We start from the raw sequence: 16,835 nt of genomic DNA, 5'->3' as shown, positions 1-16,835 counted from the left end.
AGGATAGAATGCCTGCTTGTCATAGCAAAGAAAGGCGACAGAAAGGCGGAATATCCCAGGAAAGCCTCAGAAACCGGCATCGGGCCTGGAGAGATAGTCGCGCTCCGCCGCCGTCGACTCCCGCCCGAGCATGGCATTGCGGTGCGGAAAACGGCCATAGGCGGCGATCACGTCGCGGTGGCGGATCGCATAATCGCGATATTCCTCATCGCCAAGCGCGGTGAACAACGCCACCGAACGTTCCTGCTCGTCAAGGTCTTCGGCATGTTCGAAGGGCATGTAGAAAAAGGTGCGGCATGCCGCTTCAACCGCCTGGTCGGCGCCTGCTGCGAGCGCGAGCTTGGCTTCCCGAAGCGCCAGCCCGTCGGTCGCGACGGCAAGCGGGGTGCCGCGATAGATATTGCGGGGAAACTGGTCGAGCACGATGACGGCCGCCAGCCGGCTTTCCGGGTCGGCCCGCCATTCGTCCCGGACGCCCGCGGCAAGCGCCAGATGGGTATCGCGGAAGCCTTCGCGGATCTCGGCGTCAAGCTCCGGCGTCGCACGGAACCACAGCTCCCGGCCGCATCTGACGAACCAGAAATCATAGACTTCCCCAGGCCTGCGGATCGTCGTCATGCTTCCTTCCCTAGCGTGAATGGATTCAATTCAATCAATTAAATTATTGTAAATATTAGAAATTTTTATAAAATCAACCTCTTATTCGGCTTCCGGCACCTCTCCCCGTAAACGGGGTGAAGAGGATATGCCGCGACCTCTCCATCCCCGCCCCGTCTCGTTTGGCTCGTCCCTCGTCCCGTCAGAACACTAAGGGATTACACATCTCGCAAGGCCCAACCTGCGGCACATGCTTTGAAGTATTGTAGGCCATTGAAGAAGGTGATGGGGGCCGGCAGCTTGGAGGAGGCAGCCGCTCCAGCCTCAGAGCTTGGCGATGATCCAAGCTTCGCCCTATTGCACAGACAGGCCAGCGGCTTCAATTCCCGAAATAAAACGCTTTTGATCTTCGGTCCGCGCCAGCCGCCTGGCGACCTCCTGCCTGATGTTCGGGATCAATGCGGGTGACTCGCGCCTGATCCACTCAAGCTGTTCCTCTGCTTGCTGTTTTTTTCCAAGCGTGCCGAGAATGGAGAGCAATACGAGACGATGCATCGGATTGTAATTGAGGTCCGACATACGCGACCATAGTTCCGCAGCCTGCGTATCGCCCCGCATGAAGGCACAGAGCGCCATTCCGACCTCGTAATATCCGCGTGGTCCGGCATTCTTGCCGACTGCCTCCGAAATCAGCGTGCAGCCTCTATCCCATTCCCCCGACATCGACAGGCGCAGGCCGTATTCACCTGCCACCTCGGTATCGTTCGGATTGCTGGCATAGGCGGCAGCGCCGGCGCTGAGGGCTCCGGCCGGATCATTGCCGAAAAAGTTGGCAAGCATCAGTGCCTGAAGAGCGCGTGCATTCTTTGGGTCCAGCCGCACGGCCTGCTCGGCAAGTTCCTTCGCGAGGTCGAGCGTGGCAGCCGTCGATTTCGTGTGAAGTTGGTATGAAAAGCGGAACTCGTCGAGATGAATCAACGAAAGAAGGGCGAAGATATTGGAATCGGACGGCACTTTTTCCACGGCCTGCTGCAGGCAGGATTTTGCCAACTCGTGCGCCTGCACGGTCATTTCGCTGCGATAGCTATAGTAGGATAGAACGCATGAAAAAACGTCCGTGCTTCCGGCGATGGTCGCGGTATCGGTCTGGAACATGACGCCGAACGGACGCGCGACCGCCGTCGCGATATCCCCGGCAAGGCTCGCTTGCGTTTGCGGGATGCCTTGCACCTTCATGTCGGCATCATAATTACTTGCCCAGATGACGGCGGCATCCGTCCGCCGCACGAGTCTGGCTGTCGAGCGCAGCTTGCTGCCTTCGAGCCGCACACTTCCTTGGAGGGCATAAAGCGGCTGCGACAAAACTTCGCCGGTTCTATTCCGCGGCATGGCGGTGACGACAACGATATCATTGAAGCGGACCAGCTTCTCGATGATGTCGTCGGTGATGCCGCGAGAGATGTCGGAGGCAAGGCTCCCGTCGGACGCGCTTTCGAAACGCTCGACGATAATGGTAGGGCGATTATCAGCTCCTGATATCGTTTCACGTTCCGTGCTCGGCGACCCGACCTGCCGAAGGAGAGCCGCCGCCGAGGCCAGGACAATCACCGCGCCCGCCGCAAGAAGCCAATATCGGCCCGGCGATAAGCGCCGGTCCGCCTGGTCCCGGCTGATCGTATCCGTGGCCGCAATGATCTGGCCGTTATCGCCGCCTGACGAGCTTGGCCGATCGGACCGCTCGAGCGGCGAGATATCATTGGGTTCAGCGCTGCTGACGACATCGAAGACCGGCGCGTAGCCGCCCTTGGGGATGGTGATGATGATCCGGTCCGCGTCGCCGGCCGTCAGGTAGTAGTGTTCCAGTTCCCGTCTCAGCCGACCGGCTTCGATGCGAACGCAGGGATCCTGTTGGGCATCGAAGTTCGCGTCTCTGCCAAAAACGGCCTGTGCGATGGTAAAGGCCTTCAGGTAGTCGCGACGGCCTGCAAGCGTTTCCGTGACCACGAATTCAAGGAAACGCCTTGCCCGTTCGGGAAGGCGGAATTCCCGGCTGGAAAGAATGCGCTCAAGTTGCTGCTGCACCTCCTCCTGTGAGGCGGTGACCCTGTTTATGCCTGCACTCGTCATCGGTTCCCCCAGACTCCGATTGCGAACAACCAGCAGCACGCAGTCCTAAACAATAGTCCCCGTCAGACGTGACGGCAATGCCGCCCAGCCGAATAACCTAACCAATGCTGACCGAATCCCATGAATAGCCAAATGACGGACGTAAGTCACAGTTTACGAAATGCCCGCGTAGGATACCGTATTCTACCGGCACCGACATGTATTTTACTGCCTTAGGCTCCAGGCGCGCTCTATCATCGCCATGTATTCTCTGGAGGAGCCTGCGATGACATCACCTGAGACCTCTACACCTCATCCCATGACAAGCGCAGAGGAACTGCGCAAACGCGCTCTGGAGCTTCAGCTTGTCGAGATGGAGCGCAGCGAAAAGATCAAGGCGCGTGAAGCAAAGAAACACGCGGAGTTCGTCGAGGATTTTTTCCGCAAGCAGATTGGCGAAGCGGAACGCGCCGTCATCAAGCGGCTGGTCATGAAAGCGGCCGCAGACGGCAAATATGAGGCGCTGATTTACAGCTTTCCGTCGACCTTCTGCACGGACAGCGGCCGGGCCATCAACAACAACCTGTCCGGATGGCAGAAGACGCTGCAGGGAAAGGCAAAGGAACTCCTCGAACTCTTCGAGGAAGTTGCCAGACCGCAGGGTTACGGGTTGAAGGCCATGGTCATCAACTTCCCGGACGGCATGCCGGGAGACGTCGGCTTCTTCCTCACTTGGGAGCCGCCCGTCGAGTGACCGGCAGCAGATAGAGGCGATCAACTTGAAAGCAATCGAGATCGAGCGCAAGTTCCTCGTGCGTAACGATAGCTGGCGCGATTGCGCCGGGATGTCGCATGTCCTGCAGCAGGCTTATCTGTCTCGAGACAAGAACTCGGTACGTGTTCGCTTGATCGACGGCCGTTCTGCTTGCCTGACAATCAAATTCCACACTGCAGGGCTCGCCAAGGACGAATATGAATACGAGATTCCTGTCGAGGAGGCACGGGACCTGCTTCTCCATGCGACCGGCCGCGTCATTGAAAAGACCCGCTACCGGGTCCTGTACGAGGGCAGAAACTGGGATGTAGACGTCTTTGCCGGAGTCTATGAAGGATTGACGCTCGCCGAGATCGAGATAGCGAGCGAAGATGATCTTCCGGCCCTGCCGAAATGGCTTGGGCGGGAAGTCACGGGCAACAAACGCTATTCCAATCGCGCCATGGCGGTTGCATCATGCAGCCGCCCCCGGATGCATGGGGCGGTTGACGATCGCGCCGCGCTGTAAGACCCTATTCGCTTACAATGGTCCAATTGGCGTCCGGATTGAATTCCTTGATCGCGGCGGCGCGCTGCTCCGTTTGCGGCCCCAAATCGCGTTGATAGATGACGCTCATCCCGTTGACGACAAAGGTCTGCACGCCGGTCACCCGATATGTGACCGGCCAGGCGACGAGCGCAAAGCCACCGGTCATATAACCATTGATGACGTAGCTTTGTTTGCCGCCCAGTACGTTGTCGCCCTGGGCGGTCAGGATGCGATAGCGGTATCCGAAATAACCTTCCCCGCGTTTGGCGGCGCCGAAAGCGGCCGTCTCGACCAGCGCGCTTGCCGGGCTTTCCTCCGCAGAGACGCTGGGGTCCCAGTAGAGACCGTCCAGCTTGCCCGGGCTGCTGATCAATTTTTTGGCGAACTCGTAAATACCGTCACCGTCGCGATCGTCGGACACATATTGATACTGCGCGGCGACATATTCATGCATCGTGTCGATCGTCGCGAGTTCGTTTTCGCCGATGCGCCGATTGATGATCTCCTCGAAGCCGCGCTGCGTGTCGAAGGACCACCTCCCGTCCTTGTCCTCAGTCAGCGGAAACGGCAGAGGCCAGAGTCGATTACCGATCACGACGATCTTGGCACCTTCGACGTCTTTCAAGCTCATCTGTCGCTCGGCGCCTTCCCGGATCAATCCATAAGCGATCATTGCCTCGTTGCTCGAGCGCAGCTTGTCTGCGTTCAGACCGAGCAGATCCCCAAGATCCCCGATATTGTTGGAGCCGAGCACCGATTTCAGCCGATCGAGTGCAAGAGAGGGGCTGTCGAATTTCGGTGAGGGCGTTGCCGCCTTGTATTCGGCGAGATCCGTCTGCCCCTGCGAAAACGCCGGCTTCGTCGGCATCGTGCAAAGCGCTGTCGCAAGCATGAGCGGGATTACCATCGATTGACGTCTCATGATGTAACTCCATGGGCTCGTAAGGGGTGTCATCGCCGCCCGCCGCCACCGCGGCCGCCACCGCCACCGCGGCCGCCGCCGCCGCGAGACGGCATCGGGCGCGAGTGATGCTGGGGACGGGCTGCCTGACGATGAGCGCCCATGCTTTGCGCGCCTCGTTTCGAGGCGACGGTCTGCTGGCGGCCGGACTGCACGTTGCCGAGTGCGCTCGACTGGCGCCCGCGATTATCGGGCCGGGCAGCCATCTGTGGTTTGTTGGGTTTCTTGACGGATTTCTGGGCGGGCTTGGAGGGGCGATTGGCCGATTTTTGAGGACGGGTTTCGGGCCGGGATACGTTCTGACGATTGGCGGCCGTCGGCCTGTTCGCCTGCGGTTTGGCCTTCAGTCCTTGCGCCGTGTTTTTTCGGATATCTTCCGCGCGAGCGGCCGTCCCGCGATTGCCCGGCCTCTGGCCTGCCTGGATATCTGCGGCTTTGTTTCGCAGTTGATTGCGATTGTCGGCCTGAAGTCCCGATTTGATCGACGACCGATCCAGCTTGGCAAGCTGGTCTTTGCCGATGCTCAGCTTGCTGCGGTCGACATTCGCCCAGTCGACGTCGTTCCACTTCATTTTTCCGTTGAAGTTGCGATTATTCAGACAATTATTGCAATCGATGTCGATATCGCCGTCCCAGCGACCACCCCATACGCCCCAGTCGTCCCAATTGACGACGGCGGCCCAGGCAAGCCCGGTGACCGCTCCGGCAAAGAACGCGGCACCCGGATAGTAATAGCTGTCGTAATAATCGGGATAATAGGAGATCGGCGCCGCGGCATAGTCCGGTTCATAAAGCATTTCCGGCGGATACTGCGGGATATAGATCTTCTCGGGATCGGTCGGACGGATAATGATGTTGTCGTTTTCAGTGACGACCGTCACCTTGTCATCCGTCTTAATGATGTTCTTTGCCACCGCCTCGTCGCGAAGCTGCTGGATGGCAATCAGCACGTCCTTCTGCTGATTGGCAAGCGCATCGGCGAGTGATTGAGTCCAATCGAGATCCTCGCTCATCATCTTGATAATGTCAGGGTAGTTGAGCAGCGAAACGACGCTGCCGTCCCGATCGCTTTTGGGCTTGAGATCGGCATTTTTCTTTTTCGCTTCCAGGAAACGCTGCGCTTCGATGATCTGTAGGGGAAAGAGGGAGGCGGCCGAAATCGCCGCGACCAGTTCGTCCGGATAAAGCGCGATCCGCGCCACCAGCACCTCGAGTTCATCCTCCGAAAGAAGGGCAGCCGCGGGTTGTTCTGCGCTCGACTGGGTGGGCGCCGTAGCCGGCGCAGGGGCCTGTGCTCGCACGGGGAAGGCTGGCTGCAGTGCAATGATCGCCAGAGCTGACAACCCACCAAGCAGTTTGCGGGAAATTGCTTTCATCGCACATTGACCTCCCTAGATTCAGTTGAATGACGGATGCGTTCACGGAGATTTCGGGCCGATGGCGGGTGACCGCCGGAGCACTACAATTTTCGACTGTGAAATCGCCTCCCTCATCTCTTTCAACAAGGCATCGACCAAGCCTGCATATTCCAGCCGCCGCGCTTCTCTCAACGTGTCGGGCAACTGTTCGACATGCGCCAAAGCCTGCGCCGCGGCAGCGAGATCCTCGCACATGCTATGAAAAGCCTCATCGACGTAGAAAAGCCGCTGCACCAGCCTTGCCTGGTCGGGAAAATAAGCCTCTGCCGTTTCCAGAGCGGACAGATATGTCGAACCACTTTCTCCCGACGCCATCTCCGCCCCCGCCGACGAAACTGCGCTAAGCAGTGTGGAAACTATATAACAGGCGGACCCGTCTGGAGACGTAAAATACGCGATCCTACGGTGGCTGGCTTCAGAAGGACGCATCCCATGCCCGATACGAGACGGCGAACGGGATTCGTCTCGCCGATCTCGCTCCTTTCCTTCGAGCGCAGGCAATTCCCTCAGACGGGTCGCCCGCGAACGCCCCGATAGAGATTACGCGATGCTACGGGCCTTTGCGCCGAAACGGGCCTACAATTCCACCTTCGCTTGCGATCGACGGCTCGGGTAGACCAAGCCGGAAGGGAGGGGTCGTGTTTCTCGACTATTTTGCCTTGGGCGTATTGGCCTTTGTCGTGGTCACCCTTTTCTATGCCGTGATTGCCATTCACGACATTCCGCATCTGATCGCCAAGGCGCGCAATCACCCCCATCAGGATGCCATCCATGTCGCTGGATGGGTCAGCCTCTTCACGCTTCATGCGATCTGGCCGTTCCTGTTCATCTGGGCGACGCTTTACCGTGAAGACCGCGGCTGGGGCATCCGGCAGGACGGCAAACTATCGGCGGAAGCCGAAGCGAATGCGGAAATTGCTCGTCTCCATGCCCGGATCGCCGAGCTTGAGGCACAAGCGCCGGAGAAGGAGACCGCCTGATGGATCTGCTCCTGATACTGACCTATGCCGCGATTTGCTGGACGATCTTCAAAGTATTCAGGATTCCGGTAAACCAGTGGACGCTCGCGACGGCCGTTCTCGGCGGGATCTTCCTCATCTCCACCCTGCTGCTTTTGATGAGCTACAATCATCCCTATTCGAGCGACGGGCGCATCTATTTCACTTCGGCTCCCGTTATTCCCGTCGTGGGGGGGCAAGTCGTCGAGGTGCCGGTGACACCGAATGCACCTCTAAAGAAGGGCGACATCCTTTTTCGCATCGATCCCCGACCCTATCAGTTCACGGTTGATCAGAAGAAAGCCGCGCTCGCCGAAGCCGAGCAGTCCGTTCTGCAATTGAAAGCGGCCGTGGATGCAGCCAATGCAGCGGTCACGGGCGCCGAGGCCTCAAGGGACCGGTCCCGGCAGGCTTTCGAGAAATTCCAGCAGTCGAACGAGAATGCAAAGTCGAGCGGCAGGGGCGCCGTCTTTTCCGAACTCGAGGTCGAAAACCGGCGAGGCATCTATCTGACGTCGGAAGCTACGGTCGACACTGCCCGCGCACAAGCCGCGCAGGCAAGGCTCGCCTACGAGTCTGACATCAACGGAACGAACCCGACGGTTGCAAGGCTGCAGGCGGAGCTGAACAATGCCGAATACGAGCTTGATCAGACGGTGGTGCGGGCGCCGAGCGACGGCTACGTCACGCAGGTCTTCCTCCGCCCCGGAATGATGGCTAATCCCCTTCCGCTGCGGCCGGTCATGGTCTTCATCGACAGTCAGGACCGCATGCTGGGGGCAGCCTTCATCCAGAATTCGCTGCAGCGCGTCCACGTCGGCGACGAGGCCGAGGTTGCCTTCAAAGCCGTACCCGGCAAGATATTCAAGGCGCGGGTGCAAGAGGTCATCGATGTGATGGCTCAGGGCCAGCTGCAGCCGAGCGGCGCGCTGATCGACCCGCAATCGCCCGAGCGCCTATCGCCCGGACAAACGCTGGCTCGGATCGAGTTGCTCGAAAACACCGATGATTATCAACTGCCGGGCGGCGTGGTCGCGGAGGTCGCGGTCTACACCCACCATTGGCACCATGTCGCCGTTCTGCGCAAGGTGCTGCTGCGCATGAGCAGCTGGATGAACTACGTGTTCCTCGAACATTGATACATCATGCCAGCGGCAAAGAATAAGGAGCCAGCGGGTGATAGGAAGTCTTCCGATGTTGCGGGGCTTGGCTGGCTTCAACAGAGACTGGCTCCGCAGTGACATTCCGGCCGGGCTGTCGATTGCCGCAGTCGGCTTGCCGAGCGCCATCGCCTATCCCGCCATCGCCGGCCTGCCGCCGGAAACCGGCATCTATGCCAGCATCGTTGCTCCGATCGCCTATGCGATCTTTGGTCCTTCCCGGCTTTTGGTCGTCGGGCCTGACGCCGCGACCATGACCGTACTGGCCGCCGCCATGGGCGCCATCATCGCAGCCGAACCCACGACGGCAGGTATCGACAGGGTCGCCATCGCGTCGGCCCTTGCGCTTGGTGTCGGCGTCTTCTGCATCGCGGCGAAACTGCTGAGGCTCGGCGTTCTCGCGAGCTTTCTGTCCCGTCCCATTCTGGTGGGTTTCTTCGCCGGCGTATCGCTCTCGATCCTTGTCGGACAAATCGGTCGTTTCACGGGGGTAAAGATCTCATCGGATGGACTGATCCCGCCGCTCGTCGAAATGCTCGCCAAGAGCAGCCTGATCCACTGGCCTTCGCTCATTCTCGGCCTGATCATGTTCGCCCTGTTATGGATCGTCCGGGCCTTTCGGTTCCGAGTTCCAGGCCCTGTTCTGGTGGTTGTCCTCTCGGTCGTCCTTTCGGCGATCTTCGACTTCCAAGGCCGGGGCATTGCAGTTGTCGGCGATATCCCAAGCGGAATGCCGAGCCTATCTCTGCCTGCATTGCATCAGATGCCTCTCGATAAGATCGTGCTCGGTTCGGCCGCGATCTTTCTCGTCAGCTTCGGCGCAGGCATCGTCGCGGCAAGAAGCTTCGGCTCACGAACCGGAGAGGAGGTCGACGCCAATCAGGAATTGATCGGACTTGGCGCCGCCAACATCGCGCCCGGCTTGTTCGGCTCGTTTCCCGTCAGCGTCTCGGATTCCCGAACCGCGATAAACCTGTCGACAGGCGGCGTCTCTCAGGTCGCTGGACTGGTATCGGCCGCGACGCTGATCGCCGCGCTTGTTTTCCTTCACAGTGCGCTGCGGATACTCCCCATTCCCGCGCTCGCCGCAATCCTCGCAACGGCGGCAATCAGCCTCATCGATATTCACGAATTGAAAAAGATCTGGCGCATCAGCCGCATGGAATTCATTTTTGCGCTGATCGCCATGTGGGGCGCAATCAGCTTCGGTGTTCTCAACGGCGTCATCGTCGCGGTTGCGGCAACGCTCGTCTATCTCTTGCGTCAGACGATGTTTCCCCGCGACGGTCTTCTTGGACGTATCGAGGGACGGCACGGCTTTTTCGATCTTGCCCGCTTTCCGGAAGCGCGCCCTGTCGAGGGGGCCGCCGTCTTCGCCATCCAAGGCAGCATTCTGTTTTACAACGCCGATTACGTGCGCCTGCGGCTGGCGTCCGTAGCGAAGGAACTCCCTGCCGAAACCAGATGCCTCGTGCTCGATGCCAGCGCCGTCACGCATATCGACAGCACCGGCGCAGCCGCGCTCGATGCCGTGGCCGAGATCCTGGCAAAGCGGAATATCGTTTTCGCAATGACCGACCTCAGCGAGGAAAGCCGCGGCATCCTCGAGCGCGCGGGGGTCGTCGAAGCGATCGGTGTTCACAATCTTTTCAACGGCAGGGAAGAGGCGTTGCGAGCGCTGATAGGAAGTGTCGGCGAGACCGGCAGCACCGCGTCGGCAGGCTAAAGCATGTCGCGCAAAAGTGTGCAGCGGTTTTGCGGCAACGACATGCGTAAAAACAAAGAGCTAAAGCGCAAGGAGCGAATCTGAAAGATCGCGACGCGCTTTAGAATATGTTCGCGCAAGGGAGGTAGAGAAATGGACGAGAATTACGAGCCCGCAAAGACGGATGGAGGGGCAGGCCGCGTCGGAAAGGATAAAAAGAAAAAGAAATCATGGGACTATGACAAGGAAATCGAGCGACTGCAGGTGGAGTTGGCCCATTTGCAAGCCTGGATCAAGAAATCCGGTGCGAGAGTCGTCATCGTCTTCGAGGGACGGGATGCCGCCGGCAAAGGCGGCATGATCAAGCGTATAACAGAAAAGGTCAGTCCGCGGGTCTTTCGCGTCGTGGCACTGCCGGCGCCCACCGACCGCGAGAAATCTCAGATCTACATGCAGCGCTATATCGCTCATATGCCGGCCGCCGGCGAAATCGTCATATTCGACCGCAGTTGGTACAACCGCGCCGGCGTCGATCGGGTCATGGGATTTTGCAGCGAAAAAAAAGCGCAGCGCTTTCTTGAATTGGCGCCTCGCTTCGAGGCCGCGATCGTCGAAAGCGGCGTCGTTCTACTGAAATACTTCCTGACGGTCAGCGAGGAAGAGCAGGAACGCCGTTTCAGACGCCGGATCGACGATCCTCTGCGACAGTGGAAACTCAGTCCGATGGATGTTGAATCCTATCAGCGCTGGTGGGACTACACGCGTGTCTATGACGAGATGCTGCGGATGACCGACAGCAACCATGCACCGTGGTGGGTGGTGCCCTCGGATGACAAGAAACGTGCCCGGGTCAACTGCATCTCGCACATCCTGCAATCCATCCCTTATGAGCGGGTGAAGTTCGAAGCACCCGATCTCGGCAAACGTCAGAAGCGGCCGTCGGATTTCATGGAGGACCACAGCATCCGCCATGTCGTGCCGGACGCGACGTCATAAGACGACCTCAGCCTGAAGCAATTCCAGGCAAAGCGCGAAGCGCTTTTGCCGGGAATCGCGTCAGAACAAAAGGTTAGAGCAGTTCTGCGTTTCCGCGAAAAGCTGAACCGCTCTAGAACATGGCGGACGGGACGCAACGATGGAGACCACAGGCGATACGGCGGCGCAGGGAGCCGGGTCAGGGCAGATTTCGATAGAGGCGAGAATAAGCGATCTTGTCCGATTGGGCATCATCGGGCTTTTTGCCTATTGGACCATCGTTCTGATTGCTCCCTTTGCGCTGATCGTCATCTGGTCGGCCATCCTTGCGGTCGCCCTTTTCCCGATATTCGAGGCACTTTCGAGGCTGATCGGAAACAGGCCCGTCATCGCGGCCGCCATCATCGTCGTCTTTTGCCTCGTCCTGATCATTGCGCCCCTGGCCCTCGTTGCGGTCAATTTTGCCGACACCACGCAGGCGTTGATCGGCAAACTGCGGACGGGGAACTTCACGCTCCCCTCGGCACCGGTCGCTATTCGGGAATGGCCCGTCGTCGGCGAGCGGATTCACGACGCCTGGAATCGGATTGCAAGCGATCTGGCCGCTACCATCATCAAGTTTCAAGCGCCCATTCGTGAAGTCACGGCCGTTATCGTCACGAAGCTCGCCTCGATCGGCGGCGGCGTTTTGAGCTTTGTCGTTTCGATCATGCTTTCGGGCCTATTGCTGACGCGATCAGCACGCCTGGCTGCAGCCATACAGGTGCTGGCAAGCCGGATCGCCGGTGAAAAGGGTGTCGGCTTTGCCCGGCTGGCGGGAGCTACGGTGCGCAATGTATCGCGGGGCGTCATTGGCGTTGCCTTCCTGCAAGCGCTGTTGTGCGGACTGTGTTTTGCCCTTTTTGACGTTCCGGGGAGCGGCCCCTTGACCTTTCTTGTGCTCGTCCTGTGCCTGATGCAGCTCGGGCCTGCGCTCATTCTTTTGCCGGTCATCATTTGGGCGTGGTTCTCCTGGCCCATGTCGATCGCCTTGGCTTTCACCGTCGTGACGATCCCCATCATGATCATCGATAACATACTGAAACCGATCTTGATGGCGCGCGGCCTCTCCACTCCAATGCCGGTGATACTGATCGGCGTCATCGGCGGCACCTTGTCACAAGGCCTGCTGGGGCTGTTTTTGGGGCCGGTCGTTCTCGGTGTCTTCTACGAACTGCTGAAAGCCTGGGCCTGGCCTTCGGTTTCGACCGGATCGGAAAATAGCCGCTCCGCGAGATTCGATGCTCAACCGGAACGCATCGAACACCCGCAATGACGATCGTCGAGGCGCCAGCGGCGGCCTGGCGGGACTCACCTGTTCTTGCAGTAGACGACAACCTCCTGCTCGATTTCGCGGCAGAGCTGTTCATACTCGATGATGAGCTTCTCTTCCCTCGGGCTCTTACTTCGGAACCGCTCCAGCGCATCGACAGCAAGATCGTAGGATTCAAACATCTCCGCGAGCGCTTCACTGGTCATGCTCTCCAGGAGATGCCGGATATCGGGGAGCCGCAACATCAGTTTTCTGCGGCCACGCTCTTTGCTCATGGATCAGCTCCGCATTCAACGTATCCCTGCAATGGATACGAAGTCACCAAGGTATCGGATCGTTCCCCGAGATCACGAATAAAATGTACGGCGGCGCAATCTCATCAAACCTAGCTGCCGTCTCGGTCCGTCACGCTCAAGGCTTTTACTGTGATGGCTGCAATGACGCCGGTCAGCACGATCCCTGCAAACCCGATGACCAAAGCGAGTATCCGTGCCGAAACATGTTTGGGCGTAAAGTCGCCGTAGCCGATGGTAAGTCCCGTCACGAAGGTAAAATAAAGCGCTTCATCGATCCGCCAATTTTCGATCCGCCAAATTGCCAGTCCGGATGCGACCATGATCGACACGATGCCGGAAAGGATCGGCCAGATGACACGCAGCTGCTGTGCGAGTGCGATGAAGAACAGCCTTCTCACCTGCCGGGTATGCGGTCCGCCGCCCGATCGCTCCTGTTTGGGAACGCGGGACCTCATCGCACTGCCGGCGGCAGGACGTACAGCGTTATGGCGAAAATCATGTACACCATCAGCACCAGGACGCCGACAAACCATGCCGATCGCCCGCTGTTGGTGACGAACATCGCAGTCACCGTCGCAAGGAACATCATCGTCACGGCACCCGGCCAGAATTGCAGATCCATCGGCGACGGACCGATGAAATAACTCATCAAGACCAGAACGGGCGCAACGAACAAGGCAATCTGGGAAGCACTCCCGAGCGCGATGCCCACGCTCAGATCCAGCCGGTTCTTGCGAGCGCCGGAAAATGCCGAGGCCATTTCGGCCGCACCGCCGACCAATGCGACGACGATGAAACCGACAAAGGCGGGGGTCATTCCGAAGGCCTCGGCCGCTTCCTGCACGGACTCGACGAAAATCTCGCTCACCAGGGCCACGATTACGGTGACGCCGGCAAGCGTGCCCAGAGCAAGGCCGATCGGCCACGGCGCTTCGCCGGCCTCGGCATGTTCCGTTGAAGAAAAAAATTCCCGATGCGTCCGAAGCGTGAACAACAGCCCAAGCCCGTACCCGACGATCAGCAAGGCAGCCAGGCTGAGACTGAGCGTTTGAGTGACTGGTGCGACCGATGCCGAGTCCAATCCACCAAGCGCCGAAGGCATCAGCAGGGCGATTGTGGCCAGGAAAAGCAGGCCGGCTTGAAGTCGCGCGCTGGCTCGGTTGAACTCCTGAATGTGGTATTTGAGCCCGCCGAGAAGAAACGAAGCGCCCAGCATGAACAGCGTGTTGGTGACGATCGCTCCGGCGATGGATGCCTTGACCAGCGTATATTCGCCTGCCTGCAGGGCAGCCAGCGCGATGACCAGTTCGGTGAGATTGCCGAGGGTCGCATTCAGCAGCCCGCCCGCGGCGTCACCCGTCTTGGCGGCAACGGATTCGGTCGCATGGCTGAGCAGTCCGGCCAACGGGACGATGGCCAGCACCGACAGGACGAAAAGCGCCGTGTGGGCCTCGGGGAAGAGCGCCGCAGCTGCGAACACCACCGGCACGGCGGCCAGCAGCCAGAGCATGGGGCTATCGCGAATCTCTTTGAAAAGAAGGCTCAACCTTCACTCCCTCTGATCACCTAGCCCCTGATTACATGGCCCCCGATAACCTGGCCCCCGATTACCTGGATCGCGATGATCTGTTGCCGCTAGCTCCCGGCCGACGCCAATGATCCCTGTCTTGCTCGTCTTCCCTGATCTGCTCGCGGCCTCATTCCGGAAGAGCCGTCTGCTGGAAGAAGGTCACGACTGCGTCGTCAGGCTGGCCAAACCATGTTGTAAAAAACACCTGGAAATTCTGCGCCGCATAGGCCTGGCTCAGGGCGCGATCGACGGCCAAGCGAAAATCCTCGTCCCCGCGCGCCAGCTCGAGGCCGAGCGGTTCGTAGGTGAAATGACGCTCGAGGATGATGAGATTGCCGGAGCTGTCGCTGCGGGCGGCGGCATCCATCAGAAGCGGCATGTCGCCGAAGAGCACCGCCGAACTGCCGTCCAGGACACGCTCGATCCCCTGTTGATAGCTGTTCACGGGCGTCGCCGTTGCCGCGAGCTGAAAGGTCTTGATCCTGTCGGACAGCCAGCCTTCGCTTGTCGTGCCGGCTATGGAGGAGAATGTCTTGTGCTCGAGGATCGTGCGGGCCGGCGCGCCGCGCCAGACGGGCCGACTCGATGGCTCGCCATATTGCAGAACCTCGCGCAGCGCCAGCGGAGCACTCGCATTGAGCAGCGCCCCGGTACCGCTCGGGAAGATCGGGAGTGAGAATGATACCTGCTGCCTGCGGCTGAGCGTCACCGGCTCCGCCCCGCAGACAAGGTCCACCGTGCCATCCTGTATGGCACGCAGCTTGGCGTCGCCTGCAAGGGAAACCCATTCCACGTCGAGCTTCGGCAGGTTCAGCTGAGCCCTCAGGCTGTCGGCTATCCGGTTGCAGAGGGCAACCGCATAGCCATCGGGTTTGCCCTGCTGGGCATCGAATGAAAAAGGTCTCGCGTCGGGGTCGTAGCCGAATTTCAGCGCGCTGGACGTCCTAACGCGGTCGAGCGTCTGGGCGGGCGCGGGCGGTGCGACGGCCATCACGGCGAGGACAGAGGCGGCAATTGCCGCCCAGCGACCATTTCTACCTGACATGTTTGGTCCTCCCTGTGTTACTCGGCCGGCGCCCGGTTCACGCCGTTGGCGAAACGCGGGGCGATAAGCCCGTAAATGATGAAAGCGATCCCTGTAACGATCATGCCGCCGAGTACCGCATCCTTGCCGGAGGCATAGATGGCGAAAACGCTGTAAGCCATGCCGACCAAGGCGATCGTGGCATTCAGCCGGTATTTCGCCGGCGGCACGCGAGCGGCCTTCATCATGACGAACAGGGCAGACAGCGCGATGATGTAAGGCAGCACATTGGTGACGACAGCGAGGTTGACGAGCGCGGAGAACTGCTCGCTCAAAGTCGGCGATATGGTCATCAGGGCAAGACCTGTCTGCACGATGCCTAGAATGATCATGCCGCTGACCGGCGCGCCCATCTCGTTCACCCGGGAAAATATGGACGGGAACATCCGCTCATCGGCAGCGGTTTTCGCCGTCTGGGCGATCGTGAACTGCCAGCCCAGCAAAGAGCCGAGGCAGGCAAGGACCGCCAGCGCCATGATGATCGAACCGATCGTCGGATTGAACATCGTGGCATAGGCCAGTGCGAACGGACCTGTTGAAGTGGCGAGCTCGGCATTCGGCACGATGCCCTGAATGACTGTCGTCGACAGGATATAGATGACGGCTGCCCCGAGCGTGCCGAACATGCAGGCGAGCGGCACGTCACGCTTTGGGTTTTCGACGGCATCCGAATTCTGCGCCGCCGACTCCATGCCGAGGAAGGCCCAGAGCGTCAGCGAAATGCTCGATCCCATGCCCTGGGCCAGTGTCAGCCCTTTCGGATTCCAGGCAGCGCCGAATGTGCTTGAACTGAACCAGAGCCAGCCGATGATCGACAGCAGCCCGACCGGAAGGATGACGCCCCAGACTGTGATCGAACCGATACGCCCGGTAATGCGCGGACCGCCGAAATTGGCGGCCGTCGTCAGCCACAGAAGCACGATCAGCGCCAGGCAGGTCATGATGGGCGTGGATGTCAGCACCGGAAAGAAGCCGGCGAGATAACCGACGGCCGAAATACCAATCGCCACATTGCCGATGGCGAGCGACAGGAAATACAGGAAGAACACCAGGAAATAGCCGTCTTTTCCGTAGGCATCTTCCGCATAGGCGGACATGCCCCCGGGGCGCTGATTGAACAATCCGGCCTGAGCAAAGCCATAGGCGATCGCCATTGAGCCGACGGCGGTCACCAGCCAGGAAAGGAGCGAGATTGCACCGACCTGCGCCATGTTGGCGGGAAGCATAATGATGCCCGACCCCATCATGTTCACGGCGACGATGAAGGTGAGCTGCACCAGATTCATCTTTTTCTTCGCGGTGGTCTCGGCCGCGAGATGCATCGTGTTGTCGGTCATGATGAAATCCTC

The 16,835-nt window shown here is 59.5% G+C and carries 17 protein-coding genes; 7 read left to right on the top strand and 10 right to left on the bottom strand.

All coding sequences use genetic code 11. The annotated features are described in order from the left end of the window. Nucleotides 1-66: 66 nt before the first annotated feature. Complete coding sequence (locus tag ACMUVN_RS04285) at nt 67-618, bottom strand: DUF924 family protein (RefSeq protein WP_028757186.1); 552 nt, start codon at nt 616-618, stop codon at nt 67-69. A 333-nt stretch (nt 619-951) separates the two neighbouring features. Further along, nucleotides 952-2,724 carry a membrane protein gene (locus tag ACMUVN_RS04280; RefSeq protein ID WP_028757187.1) on the bottom strand — a complete coding sequence of 591 codons (1,773 nt, stop codon included), beginning with the start codon at nt 2,722-2,724 and terminating at the stop codon, nt 952-954. 265 nt (nt 2,725-2,989) lie between these two features. Here ACMUVN_RS04280 and ACMUVN_RS04275 point away from each other — a divergent pair, with 265 nt between their 5' ends. Both ACMUVN_RS04275 and ACMUVN_RS04270 read left to right on the top strand, forming a co-directional pair. Then, complete coding sequence (locus ACMUVN_RS04275) at nt 2,990-3,457, top strand: hypothetical protein (RefSeq protein ID WP_028757188.1); 468 nt, start codon at nt 2,990-2,992, stop codon at nt 3,455-3,457. A 25-nt stretch (nt 3,458-3,482) separates the two neighbouring features. Then, on the top strand, nt 3,483-3,986 hold the full coding sequence (locus ACMUVN_RS04270) for a CYTH domain-containing protein (RefSeq protein WP_132572098.1): 504 nt from the start codon (nt 3,483-3,485) through the stop codon (nt 3,984-3,986). A gap of 4 nt (nt 3,987-3,990) precedes the next feature. Here ACMUVN_RS04270 and ACMUVN_RS04265 read toward each other — a convergent pair whose 3' ends face one another. From ACMUVN_RS04265 to ACMUVN_RS04255, 3 genes are read right to left on the bottom strand one after another with little or no spacing between them, the layout of a single operon-like run. Further along, nucleotides 3,991-4,929, bottom strand: a complete 939-nt coding sequence (locus tag ACMUVN_RS04265) for a DUF2950 family protein (RefSeq protein ID WP_414814890.1) — start codon at nt 4,927-4,929, stop codon at nt 3,991-3,993. A gap of 29 nt (nt 4,930-4,958) precedes the next feature. Continuing rightward, entirely contained in the window at nt 4,959-6,344 is a 1,386-nt protein-coding gene (locus ACMUVN_RS04260) for a DUF3300 domain-containing protein (protein ID WP_414814889.1), read from the bottom strand. A 42-nt stretch (nt 6,345-6,386) separates the two neighbouring features. After that, entirely contained in the window at nt 6,387-6,701 is a 315-nt protein-coding gene (locus ACMUVN_RS04255; protein ID WP_028756257.1) for a hypothetical protein, read from the bottom strand. 323 nt (nt 6,702-7,024) lie between these two features. Between ACMUVN_RS04255 and ACMUVN_RS04250 the strand changes: the two genes are divergently transcribed. From ACMUVN_RS04250 to ACMUVN_RS04230, 5 genes are all read left to right on the top strand, one after another. Beyond that, nucleotides 7,025-7,366 carry a DUF3302 domain-containing protein gene (locus ACMUVN_RS04250; RefSeq protein WP_028756256.1) on the top strand — a complete coding sequence of 114 codons (342 nt, stop codon included), beginning with the start codon at nt 7,025-7,027 and terminating at the stop codon, nt 7,364-7,366. Beyond that, nucleotides 7,366-8,523 carry an HlyD family secretion protein gene (locus ACMUVN_RS04245; RefSeq protein WP_028756255.1) on the top strand — a complete coding sequence of 386 codons (1,158 nt, stop codon included), beginning with the start codon at nt 7,366-7,368 and terminating at the stop codon, nt 8,521-8,523. The genes ACMUVN_RS04250 and ACMUVN_RS04245 overlap by 1 nt, the downstream gene beginning before the upstream one ends. Before the next feature lie 55 nt (nt 8,524-8,578). Then, a complete protein-coding gene (locus ACMUVN_RS04240; protein WP_206114806.1) occupies nt 8,579-10,270 on the top strand; it encodes a SulP family inorganic anion transporter in 1,692 nt (563 codons plus the stop codon). A 132-nt stretch (nt 10,271-10,402) separates the two neighbouring features. Further along, the gene (gene ppk2 / locus ACMUVN_RS04235) at nt 10,403-11,245 is read left to right on the top strand and encodes a polyphosphate kinase 2 (protein WP_028757192.1); all 843 of its coding nucleotides are present in this window, start codon (nt 10,403-10,405) and stop codon (nt 11,243-11,245) included. 139 nt (nt 11,246-11,384) lie between these two features. Further along, nucleotides 11,385-12,539 (top strand): AI-2E family transporter, encoded by a 1,155-nt coding sequence (locus ACMUVN_RS04230; protein WP_028756252.1) that lies wholly within the window; start codon nt 11,385-11,387, stop codon nt 12,537-12,539. Between the two features lie 35 nt (nt 12,540-12,574). Here ACMUVN_RS04230 and ACMUVN_RS04225 read toward each other — a convergent pair whose 3' ends face one another. From ACMUVN_RS04225 to potE, 5 genes are all read right to left on the bottom strand, one after another. Beyond that, nucleotides 12,575-12,811 (bottom strand): hypothetical protein, encoded by a 237-nt coding sequence (locus tag ACMUVN_RS04225; RefSeq protein WP_028756251.1) that lies wholly within the window; start codon nt 12,809-12,811, stop codon nt 12,575-12,577. A 110-nt stretch (nt 12,812-12,921) separates the two neighbouring features. After that, complete coding sequence (locus tag ACMUVN_RS04220; protein ID WP_028757850.1) at nt 12,922-13,287, bottom strand: potassium channel family protein; 366 nt, start codon at nt 13,285-13,287, stop codon at nt 12,922-12,924. After that, on the bottom strand, nt 13,284-14,378 hold the full coding sequence (gene cax / locus ACMUVN_RS04215; protein WP_132572104.1) for a calcium/proton exchanger: 1,095 nt from the start codon (nt 14,376-14,378) through the stop codon (nt 13,284-13,286). Before cax ends, ACMUVN_RS04220 begins: the two co-directional genes overlap by 4 nt. A gap of 151 nt (nt 14,379-14,529) precedes the next feature. After that, a complete protein-coding gene (locus ACMUVN_RS04210) occupies nt 14,530-15,447 on the bottom strand; it encodes an amino acid ABC transporter substrate-binding protein (RefSeq protein ID WP_132572107.1) in 918 nt (305 codons plus the stop codon). A 17-nt stretch (nt 15,448-15,464) separates the two neighbouring features. Then, complete coding sequence (gene potE / locus ACMUVN_RS04205) at nt 15,465-16,823, bottom strand: putrescine-ornithine antiporter (protein WP_132572110.1); 1,359 nt, start codon at nt 16,821-16,823, stop codon at nt 15,465-15,467. Nucleotides 16,824-16,835 lie beyond the last annotated feature (12 nt).

The organism is Rhizobium sp. IY2, assembly GCF_047532935.1.
Lineage (GTDB): Bacteria > Pseudomonadota > Alphaproteobacteria > Rhizobiales > Rhizobiaceae > Rhizobium > Rhizobium anhuiense.
Note: the sequence above shows the minus strand (reverse complement) of the source record. Positions and strands in the feature narration are given on the sequence as shown.